This is a genomic window from Granulibacter bethesdensis CGDNIH1, assembly GCF_000014285.2.
Classification (GTDB): domain Bacteria; phylum Pseudomonadota; class Alphaproteobacteria; order Acetobacterales; family Acetobacteraceae; genus Granulibacter; species Granulibacter bethesdensis.
Genome location: NC_008343.2, coordinates 1,199,290 through 1,212,559, shown reverse-complemented (window position 1 = coordinate 1,212,559; position 13,270 = coordinate 1,199,290). Strand labels below are relative to the sequence as shown.

Here is a 13,270-nt window from a genome sequence, read left to right as displayed (position 1 = left end):
CAGAGTCAGGAGGCGGGATGAATCTCCATCCCGTCAAAACCTGGTTCAAGACCCGGGGGAAGATTGGCCTGCATCCATGCCCAGTCGAGATCATAGCCCATATGGGTCAGCACGGTACGCCTGACCCCGATCCGGGCCGCCCATTGAGCGACCAGAGCAATATGGGCATGCGTTGCGTGTTTCTGTCGCTGAAAGCATCCGACAACCCAGGTGTCGATGCCTTTCAACCGATCCAGCACCTCCGCATCCATGGCCACGACATCCGTCGAGTATGCAAACCGGCCTATGCGAAGCCCCAGCGAGCGGACATAGCCGTGATCCTGATCGAGCAGCGTCACCGGGAACCCGGCGATGGTGAGGTCCTGTCCGGCCGCCACCTGATGCGGCACCAGTACGGGGCGGTAAAATCCCGAGGGTTTCCATGGCCGAAACGCATAATCGAAGCGAAGCGTCAGTTCCTCAATCGTTTTTGGGCTGCCGTAAGCGTCAATGGGCTTCCCGGTCAGGCGGTTCAGGATGCGGACATCATCCAGTCCGGTAATGTGGTCGGCATGGGCATGGGTAAACAGCACCGCATCAATGCCCGCGATACCGGTTGCCAGCAATTGTGCCCGTAGATCAGGGCCAGTATCGATCAGCAGGCGTCGTCCATCCTGTTCGATCAGGATTGACGAGCGTGTGCGCTGGTTTCTGGGTTCGGATGGGTCGCAGGCTCCCCAATCCCCCCTGCCATCCTCACCACCGAGCTGGGGAACTCCGGCAGAGCCTCCACAGCCGAGAATAACGACGCGCATCATGTTGTTTTTTTGAACAGACGGCGGAAATTGGCCGTGGTCAGCGCTGCGATCTCCTCAACAGACACACTACGCACCGAAGCCAGCGTTTCCGCCGTTCGGGCCATATAGGCAGGCTCATTGCGCTTGCCGCGATGCGGCACAGGAGCAAGATAGGGAGAGTCTGTCTCCAGCAGCAGCCGATCAGAAGGCAGATCGGCAACAATGGCGCGCAGGTCAGTCGATTTTGGAAAAGTCAGGATACCCGACAGACTGAAATAACCACCGATCGCAGCCGCCCGTTCCGCCAGCCCACGCCCGGAACTGAAACAATGCAACAGAAAAGGAAAGGCCCCGTTCCGGTGTTCTTCCTCCAGCAAGCCGGCAATATCGTCATCCGCATCGCGCGCATGGATACAAAGCGGCAGGCCGGTTTCCCTCGCCGCATGGATATGCCGACGGAAGCTTTCCTTCTGCACATCCACCGGCGCCCGGTCATAGAAGTAATCAAGGCCGGATTCACCGATCCCCACCACTTTCGGATGTCGGGTCAGGGCCACCAGCTCGGCGACCTCCGGCATGGCCTCCTCATGAGCATGCTGGGGATGAACACCAATGGTGCACCAGACCCCCGGATGCGCTTCCGCACAGGCGATCAACCATGGCGTCTGTGACAGGCGCACGGAAATTGTCACCATCTCCTCGACCCCGGCGGCTTGCGCACGGCTCAGCAGATCCGGCAGCTCGGCCTCGAAGTAATCCAGATGACAATGGCTATCGATCAGCATAATGGCTCAAACAGCCTCATCAACAAAACGGGGGAAGATACCCTGAGGGGCTGGCAGGCGAGTACCCTCCTCCAGATGCGTCTCCAATGCAGCAAACGGAACCTGCTCCCCGGCTGCTTCCCGCACGCCGAGCTGCACCAGCATGCGGGCGGCGCTGCCAGGCACGAAAGGCTGCATCACCGTGGCGATAATCCGCAACACATCGGCCAGAACACGCAACACATCCCGCATCCTGTCCGGATCGGTTTTCTTCAGCGCCCAGGGCGCCTGGCGGTCGATATAGCCATTGGCGGCACGGATGACTTTCCATGCCTCCTCCAGCGCTTCATGAAACGCCTGACGGTCGATCTGCGCACCCATTTTCGCCGGCAGGGAGGCCGCATCACGTAGCAAGGTGGCATCCTCCCCGGTCTCCGCCCCCCGTGCCGGCAAAGCGCCATCGCAGTTGCGGGCGATCAGGGACAGGGTTCGCTGCGCCAGATTACCGAGATCATTGGCCAGCTCGGTATTCATCCGCCCGATCATGGCGCGACGGCTGAAATCGCCATCATTTCCGAACGGCACTTCCCGCAGCAGGAAAAACCGGACCGGATCGAGGCCGAACTCATCCACCAGCGCACCCGGCTCAATCGTATTGCCGAGCGACTTGCTCATTTTCTCGCCCTCGACCGTCCACCAGCCATGCGCGAACACGCGTCGCGGCAGCGGCAGGCCCGCAGCCATCAGGAAGGCTGGCCAGAAAATCGCGTGGAAACGCAGGATGTCCTTGCCGACCATATGCAGATCGGCCGGCCAGAACGGCCAGGCGGGGGAGGTTTCGTCAGGATAGCCAACAGCCGTCAGATAATTGGTCAGCGCATCCAGCCAGACATACACGACATGCTTTGCATCACCCGGCACCGGCACCCCCCAGGAGAAGCTGGTACGGCTGATGGAAAGATCGGTCAGCCCCTGTTTGACGAAGCTGATCACCTCGTTCCGGCGGGCCTGCGGTGCAATGAAATCGGGCTGATCCTCATAAAGCTTGAGCAATGCATCGCCCCAGCGGGACAGACGGAAGAAATAGCTCGGCTCCGTCACCCGCTCCACCGGCGCACCGGTCGGTGCATAGCGCTTGCCATCAGGCTTCAGTGTGAGTTCGTCCTCACCATAGAAAGCCTCATCACGGACCGCGTACCAGCCTTCATAGCTGCCGAGATAAATTTCTCCACGTTCCTCAAGCCTCGACCACAGGGCGGCCACTGCTTTCTTGTGCTCAGGCTCGGTGGTGCGGATAAACCGGTCATGAGACGTGTTCATTTTCTCAGCCATGGCGCGGAAACCATCGGCCATACCGTCGATGAAAGTCTGAGGATCGACCCCGGCATCGGCAGCAGCTTTCTCGACCTTCTGGCCGTGTTCATCTGTGCCGGTCAGAAAGAACACCTCCCTGCCCTCCAGCCGCTTCCAGCGGGCCAGAACGTCAGTCGCAACACAGGTATAGGCGTGCCCGATATGGGGGGCACCGTTCACGTAATAGATCGGGGTTGTGCAATAGTAACGGGTGTTCATGACGGGTCCAGAAGGCTGAGGCCGGCGAATATCGCCTGCCTTTTATCCAGGTGGAAACGCTCGGTCTCATCCTGAAGACGTCCCAGCGCGTGCCACACGTCGCTCCACGCATCAAGTGGGCGAAGGCAAAGGAATTCATCCGACCCACTGCCGGAGCGCGCCGCCTGCCGCACCATTCTGGCCAATGTGGCCCGCAGCAGCAGCATGAAGGTTGAAAAAGCCGTGTCCCCTTTAGTCAGCATATCGGCCAGATCGTACCGATGGCTGGCTGATGGAGGGGCACGCAGAATATCCTCTGCCAGACGGGACAGGGCCAGCCCGTCCTCCTTCGCCAGTTGCAGCGCACGGCCCGGCGCACCCTCCGCAAGCCCGGCCAACAGATCGCGCTCAGCCGCCGCCAGATCAGGCAGCAGGGTGGCCAGCACATCCTGCATGGGCGCAGCTTCCAGCGCCTGAAGCCGCAGCATACGGCAGCGGGAGCGGATCGTCGGCAAAAGCCTGCCGGGAGAAGAACAACTCAACAGCAGGATCGCTCTTGGCGGAGGCTCTTCCAGCACTTTCAACAGCGCATTGGCGGCATGACGGTTCAGCGTATCGGCTCCATCGACGATCACGACCCGCCAGCCGCCTTCCGCCGGTGTCAGATGGAGGAAAGAGGCAATCTCCCGCACGTCATCGACGACAATTTCGGTGCGCTGGCGCTTGCGGCGCTCATCCCAGCCAGCCTCAATGCTCAACAGATCGGCATGGGTGTCGGCAGCCACACGCCTGAAAACAGGATGTTCCGGCGACAGCCATAACGGGCTATCCGCCTTCTTCTCATGTTGTGAACTTCCCCCCTCTGGTGCTCCAGCCAGCAGCCAACGGGCAAATCGGTACGCCAGCGTCGCCTTGCCAATCCCGGCGGGGCCGGTCAGCAGCCAGGCGTGATGCAGGCGCCCTGAACGGACACTGGAAGCAAGGGTGGCTTCTGCCGCCTCATGGCCATACAGCCGCGATGTCTGACGAGGTGTTTCCTCTGTCATGCAACCCCCGCCGCTGGGGCCAGACGCGGATCACCCAGCTTCTCCGCCAATGCGGCCAGCGCCATACGGGTAACCTCGGCAGGGGGGCGTATCCCGTCCAGTACAACGCAACGCTGCGGGCTGGACGCGGCAATATCCAGAAAAGCCGCCCGGACCTGCTCAAAAAACGGCTTACCGAGACGCTCGTACCGGTCAGCCACGGTCAGGGTGCCGGAGCGTGTAGCCAGCCGCTGCACTGATGCCTCGACCGGCGCATCGAGCACTAATGTTACCTCCGGGTCCAGTCCCAGCCATGCCGATAACGCTGCAATCCGCTGCCTGTCCGCCCCCTGACAATATCCCTGATAGGCCATGGTCGAATCATAATACCGGTCGCACAGAACCCAGATACCCTGTTCCAGTGCAGGCCGGATGGTTCTGGCGACGTGCTGCGCCCTGGCCGCGAAATGCAGCAGGGTCTCGGCCAGACCATCCCAGTCCGGGCCATACAGCAGCAGGGAGCGAAGCTGCTCCGCACCTTCTGTCCCGCCCGGTTCTCTGGTGACAAGAGTTCTGATGCCCAAACTCTCCAGCGCCTCCGCAAGGGCGCGGGTCTGGGTGGATTTACCCGCCCCCTCACCGCCCTCCAGAGTGATGAAACGGCCGGAAGAGGATGAAAATCGATTCAGGGCGTCTGTACTTGGCATGAGCCTGATATGCACTGGCAGCCGTCTGCATGAAAGCAGAATCAAAACGGGCAGTCCGGCCAAGGACCACCCGCTCGTTATTCATTCATCAGCTGGCATTCGTCAGATGGAAACAGATTACGGTGCAGGCTGATGCTCAATGTTTTCTGCCGACTGCGTTTCATCACCCTGAGCATGGCTCGTTTGACGGCGGTTACGCTGCTCGGCCATGAACTGGTCAAATTCCTGTTTGTCCCGAGCCTGACGCAGGCGGTGCAGATAGTCCTGAAATTCGCGCTGCTCTTCCTCCAGCCTGCGGAGTGTTTCCTCCCGATAGGCATCGAACGCTTCATTGCCGCTCCTGCCAGTCTGACGGTCACTCCCTCGGCCAGAACCCCTTTGCGCCCATGCGCGGGAGAAAAATTCTTTCACGCCTTCTCCGGTCGTCTGGCTGGCACAGCCATATGCGAATGGGCTACCCCAACCGCAGCCGCCCCCTTCAGCCCGGGCCGTTTTCCAGGCATGGAGACGACCGCTCGCGCTCAGGAACCCCAACGCCAACAATCCCAGCGGCCACCACAGCATGAAGCCCAGAATGATCACGGCAAGCCAGCCCGCCTTGCCGAAAACGTCAATCCGTTCAGCCCACATGGACATGCCCCTCATCTGACACTTTCTATGTGAATGTAAGTCACATTCACATAGATGGGCAAGGAAAACCGCGTTTCAAGAGACGTCTCCACTATTCTGCAAACCCAGCGACTGGAGATAGATCAGCAACCCTGCTTCCAAAAGCTCCTCCGGCGTCATCGGCAGCTTCCGGCGCGTGTGGTCTTGTCTGCCCACAAAAAGCGACGCTATGCCATGCGCCATCGACCAGATATGCAGCGCCACCATCAAAGCCGGAGGCCGCTTTTCACGTGGCAATGTGGTGCAGGCGTGCTCTGTCGCCATGCGGATCACGCCGAAAGCTCTTTCAGCGGCCGTCAGCAGGGCTGGTACTTCTTCCAACGCAAAACCCGGCTCAAACATAGCGGTATAGTAAGCCCGGTGTTGACGGGCGAAAGACAGATAAGCCCGCCCGCACTGTTCTATGGCACTGACCGGGTCCGGTCGGCCACCATTCCAGGCGGTGATCAACGCTTCCTCGAACAGGGCATAGCCACGGCGGCCGATTTCGGCGATCAGCTCATTCCGGTCCCGGAAATGGCGATAGGGCGCTGCCGGGCTGACTCCAACGGCACGCGCGATCTCGGCATTGGTAAAGCCGGTATTGCCGCGCTCGGCGATCAACTCAAGCCCGACGCTGACCAGCGCCTCCCGCAGGTTACCGTGATGATACGCTCTCATCGCGGTCCGACATGCTCGGATACAGGCGTGCCTGCGGAAAAATCAGCTGCCGGTGACATAATGGGTCAGCACCGCCATCGCACGGGACGGAAGAGCCAGACGCGGCACATCAGCACCTGCCAGAAGAGGTACAGTCAGATTTGGCACACCATCTCCACTGATGGTCAGGGTTCCAAGCGCGGCCCCCTTTGTCACCGGCGCACGCACCGGAGCATCATAGGAAATGGAGATTTTCGCCTTTTTCTGCCACTGGCGCGGCATCGTCACCACCAGATCCTTGCCCCCCACCAGCGGCACGGTCTTGCTGGTGCCAAGATAAACCGGGGCGCTGTCGATGGTGTCCCCTGCGGTGAACAGCGTCACATTCTCGAACTGACTGAAAGCCCATTCCAGAAGGCGTTCGCTCTCTGACGCCCGCTGATGGGAGGTTGTCAGACCATTCACCACCAGAATCACGCGGCGTTTGTTGCGCTCGGCACTGGCACAAACGCCATAGCCACCAGCATCGGTGTGACCGGTTTTCAACCCGTCAGCGATGCCTTTCTGAACCAGCGGATTCCGGTTCTGCTGCTCGATATTATTGTATTTAAAGGTCTTTTCCGAATCGAAGTGATAATATTCAGGGAAATCCTGAATAATGCGACGGGCCAGCGTCGCAATATCACGCACCGACATATGGTGGTTGGCGGAAGGCATGCCGGTACAGTTTTCGAAATTGCTGTTGGTCAGCCCCAGCAATTTGGCTTTCTGGTTCATCAGATCGACAAATTGCTGCTCCGATCCGGCGATACCCTCTGCCAGCACGATGCAGGCATCATTACCGGAATCCACGATCATACCGCGGATCAGATCCTCAACCTTCACACTGCCCGGATAAGGCACAAACATTTTCGAACCTTGCAGACGCCATGCCTTTTCACTGACAGGAAGCATCTGATCCATTTGCAGCTTCCCGGCCTTCAACTCGCCATAGACGATATAGGCGGTCATCAGCTTGGTCATGGAAGAAGGCGGCATCTGCACATCCGCCTCCTTATCCAACAGGGTAGCACCCGTATTGAAATCGACCACAACGGCCCATTTCGCCACCGTGTCATAAGGCCCGAACGGCGTGTTCGCAGGTGATCCCTGAGGTTCCGCCGTAGCCTCTGCCGCCTTGGCCGCGTCTTTTTTACGATGAGACGCGCCTGCCTTGCCGCGTGCCCACCCCTCTGATACGCCGCCTGCCATCATGGCAGCACCGGCAACACCACCCAATATCGCGCGGCGGGATAGATCAGGATAGCTGGACACGTCTGGCAAACTCCTAGTCGATCAACTGACGGCTATCGGTGGCAACGACAATGCGGGCATCCGGCACGCCTGCCGCCAGAGCACGATCCAGCGCTGCATCCGCCTCGGCAATGGTGGCGAACGGCCCTATCAAAACCGTATTACGTTCCTGCCCGTTCACCCTGGCACGTTCAACTCTTGCCCCTATCGCTCCCAGCCGGGAAGCCTGAATCGAAGCAGCCCGCATGCCACCAAAAACCCCTGCTTTGATATACAGATTGCCGGGGCTTGGAACCCCCTGCTCCACCTGTTCCGGCAGCGGACCAATATCAGAAGCACTGGTCTCTGCCTGATTCTGAATAGTCGGAGCAGGCGTGGACTGGATACCGGCAGAGCCGGATGCTCCGGATGGGGGAGCGAGGCTTTCCTGCGCAACATCCTGCCGCGGCGCGGCCTGCATCTTTACCCCATCGGCAGGGGAGCGGAAATGATCAAGCAACTGGGTTGAGGCTGCTTCATCAACATCCAGCCGAATTTTCGTCGCCCCCTGAATGCCCAGTAATTCAGCTGCCCGCGGCGTCAACGACACCAGACGTGATGGTGAGGCCGGTCCCCGGTCGTTGACGCGCAGACGCAGGCTCCGCCCGTTTTCCAGATTGGTGATCCACACGATGGCGGGCAATTGCAGCGTCTGATGTGCTGCCGCCAGAGCCTGTGGATCATAGCGCTCACCATCGGCTGTAAGCCGCGAGGAAGTATCCGTATCCACCGTCGCCAGACCGGTCTGGGTCAATCTGATCTGCTCGGCCGGATAATACCAGACATCCCCGACCTGATAGGGTGCACCAACAGTCAGATGCGGCGCTGGCGGCGGGGCATGACCACGCACGCAACCGGCGAGTCCCACGACACTCCCGAACACGCACAGCTTCCGCCAGAGTGCAGCGTTGCCTATTTTTTCCAGATCCGACCGTATCGTCACGCCATCACCATATCCCCGATCATCCCCACGGCAATGGCATAGAAGTCGGAAGGATTATAGCGCCGAATCACGTTAAAATTCGGATAAGCAAGGAAAGCCTCGCCCCCCGGTCCATCCGGCAAAATCAGGGAGGCCGGGAGGGGAGACGCCGGAAGCCTCTGCCCGTTACCAAGCGTCACACCAAGCCGTGCCCATTCGGCAAGGCTCAATCTGTTTTCACGGCCAGCCACAGAAGGATCGATCGTCGCCGGAGCAATCGCCTGCGTCCCCCAGGGTTGCCCCTGATGCCAGCCGGATTTGAGCAGGTAATTGGCAATCGAGGCCAACACATCCGGTACACTGTCCCAGATATTGCGACGGCCATCGCCATCGAAATCAACCGCATACCGGTTGAAGGAGGTCGGCATGAATTGCGGCTGTCCCATGGCCCCGGCATAGCTTCCCTGCATGCGTGGCATCGTGATGTCGCCATGGTTCAGGATTTTCAGCGCCGCCATCAACTCCGCCCGGAAAAAAGAAGCACGGCGGCCCTCCCATGCGAGCGTAGCCGTTGCCTCAATGACGTTGAAGCCACCCTGAAAAGCGCCGTAATTGGTCTCCAGCCCCCAGATGCCGAGGATAACGCCGCGATCCACACCGTATGCGTTCTCCACCTGCATCAACAACTGCGCATTCCGGGCAGCCTGCTCCCGCCCGGCTGCAATGCGTTTTTCCGACAGGCGCGTGCTGCGATAGCGTTCCCAGGTCATGGTGAATTCAGGCTGTTTGCGGTCCAGCTCGATCACCCGCGTGTTGGGGGAAAGAGTGTTCAACGCCTGCGCCAAAATCGTATCGGAGATGCCTGCCCGCCTGCCCTCTGCCTTCACCCCGGCAATAAAACCGCGGAAATCCTGCGCTTCAGCTTGATTTGAAGGAAAAACCACACCGGCTGCGCCGAGACATGCCGCAGCTGGAAGAGCAGACAGAAAAGAGCGCCGGGGAATACACATCATACTGGCCCTATCACAGGACGGAGGCAGCGCATCGCCCTTGCCTCATCACCAGAGCGAGAAGCAAAGGCAAAGATTAAAATCAGCCGTCAGAACCGCGTGGAGAGATTGAAGACGCCGAACTGGAACAGGCCACCATGCTGCCCATGGAATTCCTGCGTCTGGACGACGTGGGTGTAGCTGACCTTCATACCATAGGCGATGATTGCCAGCCCGGCTTCCAGTTCACCAACGAAAGGCTGGCGGGAGACATGGCGGCTGTCGCGCCAGGTATTGCCATCCAGTGTCATGTCATGAGCCACGGCCTGCCCGTCCCCACCGGCAAAGATATACCAAGCGAAGCGTCCGGTCGGGGTGTAGGCATCCCCCCCCGTCAGGCCCGGTCTGATCCGGTTGGGACCGAAATCGCTCTGAAGCCCCTGCCCGATGCGGAACAGCACACCGGTCTGGCCGTACACACGCAGATTGCCGACACCGAAGGTCAGGGATGGCAGGGCATCCGTCTCCAGCCCCCAGAATTTATACATCGGCAGACGATAGGTCCGCTCGGAGGTGAACTGGATAATCGGCTCATCGCGGATCTGATAGCCCCAGCCCTTGTTCTCGGTATCACCGATCAGGTCATGGAAGCCGTTCTGCACCTGCCGCCCCAATGCCGAGGGCCCCGCCACACCCAGCGCGAGGCCAAGAATGCTGCGATTGTTATCCTTGTCCTGAATCAGGTTGAAATTCGCGGTCAGCGTGGCGGCATAGGGCCGGTCATGCGGGTCCGGGTTGGTTACTTGAGTGTTGGAAGGGGTAAAGATCGACTGGTCAATGCCCACGGCAATGCGCTGCATACCATCACCCCACAGGGCGCGACCAACGCGGGATGCCCATTTGGGGGTCAGATCACTCGGCATCACCACGCTGACCCGCTGACCGGCAGTATAGTAACGATCAGTCCCGGCGACGGCATCGTTTTCGATGTCGACATTGACGATCCAGCTATTATCCGGCTTCGGAGTAGCCTGAGCAGCGGAAGCACCGAACAAGGCGGGCATTGCCAGCGCACCTGCCACAGCCACTGTCGCCCACACGCTTCTGGTGCAACCGGTCATTCCATCTTCCTTAAAACTACTCAGGCCCAGACGACCTGGCCGTCTTCCTTTCGGCTCATGAAAGGGTGACGGATCAGGTCATGAAATACACGCTGATAACAGTCCGAAGCGTATTCTGCCCATCCTTCGTTGCATGGAAAAGAGACGGAATGACGGTTTCAACCAACATGATGCAATTCAGCATCGTTCCCACCCTTTGCCACGGCCCAACCCTGTGATAGGAGAGCCTCAACGGAGAGGTGGCCGAGCGGTTTAAGGCAGCGGTCTTGAAAACCGCCGTACGTGCAAGCGTACCGTGGGTTCGAATCCCACCCTCTCCGCCACTTCGGTCCTCGGCTGGGCACGCCGATAGCCGCCGATTTCCCTCCTTCTGCTGCGACCAGCGTCCTGAGCAGGTCGCTTTTCGATCCCATGATGCGGACCTCGTCGTCGCCGACCTCGACACGCTGGGCGAGCGCACGCAGATGATCCCGCCGATAGCCGCCCCCGTCGAGCCGCATCCGCTCGCGCGCGGCCTGTGACAGGCGCCCGACCATCTCCGGCGTGATCGCCCGCTCGCCGGTGCTCTCCAGCATCGCCTGCGCCCGGTCGGCATCGACGCGCGACTGGTCGCGGATGACCTTCAGGCCGGCGATGCGCTCCTTGAGCGCCGGATCGTCGAGGTCGGCGACGCCCGCCTCGATCGCGTCGTAGAGGCGCTTGAGGCGCAGCTCCGATTCGGCGGCGCGGCGGTTCAGCTCGGCGATGTGGACGCGGCGTCGCTCGGACTGTTCCTCGCGGCGGCCGAGGATGGTTTCCAGCAGTTCCTCCAGCCGATCGGGGTCGAGCAGCCGGTCCTCGATGTGGCGGGCAACTAGGCCGTCGAGCCTGTCCATCGGGATCGCGCGGCCCTTGCAGCCGGTCTCGCCCTGCCGCGCCTTGATCGAGCAGGCATAGTAGCGGTAGCGCCCGCCCTTGCCGGTGCGGATGGTCATCGCGCCCCCGCAATTGCCGCAGAAGCAGATGCCGGTGAGCAGCGTCGGGCCGATGACGACGCGGTGGGGCAGCGCGGTCTTCTGGTTGCGCGCCTTCATCAGCGCCTGCACCGCGTCGAACGTGGCGTGCTCGATCAGCGGCGGCACCGCGACCGTCACCACTTCGGCGTCGGGCTTCTTCTCCTTGGTCTTGGAGCGGCGGTTGAACTCGTGCTCGCCGATATAGGTGCGGCGCGTCAGGATACGGTGGACCTGACCGATGCCCCAGCGCCCGCCGTCGCGGGTGAAGATGCCGCGGGCGTTCAGGTGCTTGACGATCGCCTTCACGCCCATCTGGCTGTGATCGGCCTCGGCGCCGAGCGCGAGGCGGTAGATCAGGCGGATCGTGTCCGCGTGGAGCGGGTCGATCTCCAGCTTCTTCTTGGTCTTGGCGCCGCGCTGTTCGGCCGCGACGGTGCGGTAGCCGATCGGCGGCAGCGAGCCGTTCCAGAAACCCTGCCGGGCGTTCTCCTTCAAGGCGCGGAGGACGTGCTTGGCATTCTCCTTCGACTGATATTCGTCGAACAGCGCCATGATCTGGCGCATCATGACGTGCATCGGGTCGTCGCCCATCTCCTGCGTGATCGAGACGAGGCGCACGCCGTTCTTCGCCAACTTCCTGACGTAGAACTCCAGTTCGAAGTGATCGCGGAAGAAGCGGCTGAACGAGTGGACCACGACCACGTCGAACGGCGCGGGCTTCGACGTACCCGCCTCGATCATGCGCTGGAACTCGGGGCGGCGGTCGTTGGTGGCCGAGGCGCCGGCCTCGATGAAGGTGTCGACCAGCCGGTAGCCGCGCGACGTGCAGTACGCCTCGCCCTGTCGCTTCTGGTCGGGGATCGACACGTCGTGCTCGGCCTGCCGGACGGTGGAGACGCGCAGGTAGAGCGCGGCGCGCTGGGCGATGACGGGCGTCTCGGCGTTCACGGGCGGTCTCCTTGCTTCTTCGATGTCGGGATCAGCTCCAGCGCCAGCACGACGCGGTCGGGGATGACCTTGGGCGCGAGCTTGCGCCCGCTGCGCTCCATGCGGACGATGCCGTGGGCGATCATGGCTTTCAGCGTGCGCGAGAGGTTCGGCTTGGCGCGGCCGGTCAGCGCGACGAGCGCGTCGAGCGACTCCGGCTCGCGCTCGGCGATCAGGCGGAGCATCTCGCGGTTGGCGGCGGAGAGAATGCGTGCGAAGGACTCGGTCGAGCCGAACCAGACCGCCGGCTCGCCCGGCGCGGGCTGCTCCTCGCCCTGCATGATGCGCCGGGCGCGGGCCTTCATCTCATCGGTGTCGGCGATGCCGATCGTCAGCGTCGTCACGGTGCGCATGTCTCCCGTCCTGGCAGCGGCCGGGCCATACGCGAGCGTCAGGCGGGCCGGATGCTGTCCAAGATCATTATCATCAACAGACAACACTTTCCAGGGAAATGACGGCAGCAGGTGGCGTCCGTCGCGCGCCGCTATCGGCCGGTCGGTCCGAACAGCTCGTCGAAGAGGTCGGCGAACCAGCGCTCGAACACCTCGATCTCGGCCTCCGTGATCGGCACGCGCTCGGGCCAGTCGTCGGTGACTCGCCATTTCTTCGCCTCGGCGGCGGGCGCTGGCCCCCGCCGTGGATCGGGTTCGGCGGCATAGTAGTCGTACAGATCGTCGGGCAGGACGCCGGCGACATGGCTTGCGCGACGGGTGGAGCTAGGGTGACGGTCGGGCACGGATGTCGATGCAGTATCCTGTGGTTCGTCGCGGCACGGTCCCGCCCTGCGATCCTG

General features: G+C 61.3%; 13 protein-coding genes, 1 tRNA gene and 1 pseudogene. 1 reads left to right on the top strand and 14 read right to left on the bottom strand.

What is annotated here, in order from left to right; all coding sequences use genetic code 11:
* Positions 1-5 precede the first annotated feature (5 nt).
* The 11 genes from GBCGDNIH1_RS17900 to GBCGDNIH1_RS17850 all read right to left on the bottom strand — a co-directional run bounded on the left by GBCGDNIH1_RS17900 (position 6) and on the right by GBCGDNIH1_RS17850 (position 10,495).
* Entirely contained in the window at positions 6-794 is a 789-nt protein-coding gene (locus tag GBCGDNIH1_RS17900; protein ID WP_043453851.1) for an MBL fold metallo-hydrolase, read from the bottom strand.
* The gene (locus GBCGDNIH1_RS17895) at positions 794-1,561 is read right to left on the bottom strand and encodes a TatD family hydrolase (protein WP_011631785.1); all 768 of its coding nucleotides are present in this window, start codon (positions 1,559-1,561) and stop codon (positions 794-796) included. The genes GBCGDNIH1_RS17900 and GBCGDNIH1_RS17895 overlap by 1 nt, the downstream gene beginning before the upstream one ends.
* A gap of 6 nt (positions 1,562-1,567) precedes the next feature.
* On the bottom strand, positions 1,568-3,112 hold the full coding sequence (gene metG, locus GBCGDNIH1_RS17890) for a methionine--tRNA ligase (RefSeq protein WP_011631784.1): 1,545 nt from the start codon (positions 3,110-3,112) through the stop codon (positions 1,568-1,570).
* Positions 3,109-4,137, bottom strand: coding sequence for a DNA polymerase III subunit delta' (locus tag GBCGDNIH1_RS17885; RefSeq protein WP_011631783.1), 1,029 nt, complete (start codon positions 4,135-4,137; stop codon positions 3,109-3,111). The genes metG and GBCGDNIH1_RS17885 overlap by 4 nt, the downstream gene beginning before the upstream one ends.
* Positions 4,134-4,823 (bottom strand): dTMP kinase, encoded by a 690-nt coding sequence (tmk, locus tag GBCGDNIH1_RS17880; protein ID WP_025286531.1) that lies wholly within the window; start codon positions 4,821-4,823, stop codon positions 4,134-4,136. The genes GBCGDNIH1_RS17885 and tmk overlap by 4 nt, the downstream gene beginning before the upstream one ends.
* Before the next feature lie 117 nt (positions 4,824-4,940).
* Complete coding sequence (locus GBCGDNIH1_RS17875) at positions 4,941-5,459, bottom strand: DUF2852 domain-containing protein (protein WP_080504490.1); 519 nt, start codon at positions 5,457-5,459, stop codon at positions 4,941-4,943.
* A gap of 69 nt (positions 5,460-5,528) precedes the next feature.
* Positions 5,529-6,152 carry a TetR/AcrR family transcriptional regulator gene (locus GBCGDNIH1_RS17870; RefSeq protein WP_011631780.1) on the bottom strand — a complete coding sequence of 208 codons (624 nt, stop codon included), beginning with the start codon at positions 6,150-6,152 and terminating at the stop codon, positions 5,529-5,531.
* Between the two features lie 42 nt (positions 6,153-6,194).
* The gene (locus GBCGDNIH1_RS17865) at positions 6,195-7,454 is read right to left on the bottom strand and encodes a D-alanyl-D-alanine carboxypeptidase family protein (RefSeq protein ID WP_011631779.1); all 1,260 of its coding nucleotides are present in this window, start codon (positions 7,452-7,454) and stop codon (positions 6,195-6,197) included.
* A 4-nt stretch (positions 7,455-7,458) separates the two neighbouring features.
* Positions 7,459-8,406, bottom strand: coding sequence for an RlpA-like double-psi beta-barrel domain-containing protein (locus tag GBCGDNIH1_RS17860; RefSeq protein WP_011631778.1), 948 nt, complete (start codon positions 8,404-8,406; stop codon positions 7,459-7,461).
* On the bottom strand, positions 8,403-9,398 hold the full coding sequence (locus GBCGDNIH1_RS17855; RefSeq protein WP_011631777.1) for a lytic murein transglycosylase: 996 nt from the start codon (positions 9,396-9,398) through the stop codon (positions 8,403-8,405). Before GBCGDNIH1_RS17855 ends, GBCGDNIH1_RS17860 begins: the two co-directional genes overlap by 4 nt.
* An 86-nt stretch (positions 9,399-9,484) precedes the next feature.
* Positions 9,485-10,495: a lipid A deacylase LpxR family protein gene (locus tag GBCGDNIH1_RS17850; protein WP_011631776.1), complete on the bottom strand. Its 1,011-nt coding sequence runs from the start codon at positions 10,493-10,495 to the stop codon at positions 9,485-9,487.
* Positions 10,496-10,728: 233 nt separating this feature from the next.
* Here GBCGDNIH1_RS17850 and GBCGDNIH1_RS17845 point away from each other — a divergent pair.
* A tRNA-Ser gene (locus GBCGDNIH1_RS17845) sits at positions 10,729-10,818 on the top strand.
* A gap of 576 nt (positions 10,819-11,394) precedes the next feature.
* On the opposite strand, the pseudogene GBCGDNIH1_RS25010 reads toward GBCGDNIH1_RS17845, so the two are convergent.
* From GBCGDNIH1_RS25010 to GBCGDNIH1_RS17830, 3 genes and pseudogenes are all read right to left on the bottom strand, one after another.
* Positions 11,395-12,438 (bottom strand): annotated as a pseudogene (locus GBCGDNIH1_RS25010) (recombinase family protein); the annotation flags it as partial.
* The gene (locus GBCGDNIH1_RS17835; RefSeq protein ID WP_080504540.1) at positions 12,435-12,830 is read right to left on the bottom strand and encodes a helix-turn-helix domain-containing protein; all 396 of its coding nucleotides are present in this window, start codon (positions 12,828-12,830) and stop codon (positions 12,435-12,437) included. The pseudogene GBCGDNIH1_RS25010 and the gene GBCGDNIH1_RS17835, both read right to left, overlap by 4 nt.
* A gap of 131 nt (positions 12,831-12,961) precedes the next feature.
* Positions 12,962-13,213 (bottom strand): hypothetical protein, encoded by a 252-nt coding sequence (locus GBCGDNIH1_RS17830; RefSeq protein ID WP_025319047.1) that lies wholly within the window; start codon positions 13,211-13,213, stop codon positions 12,962-12,964.
* Positions 13,214-13,270: the final 57 nt, after the last annotated feature.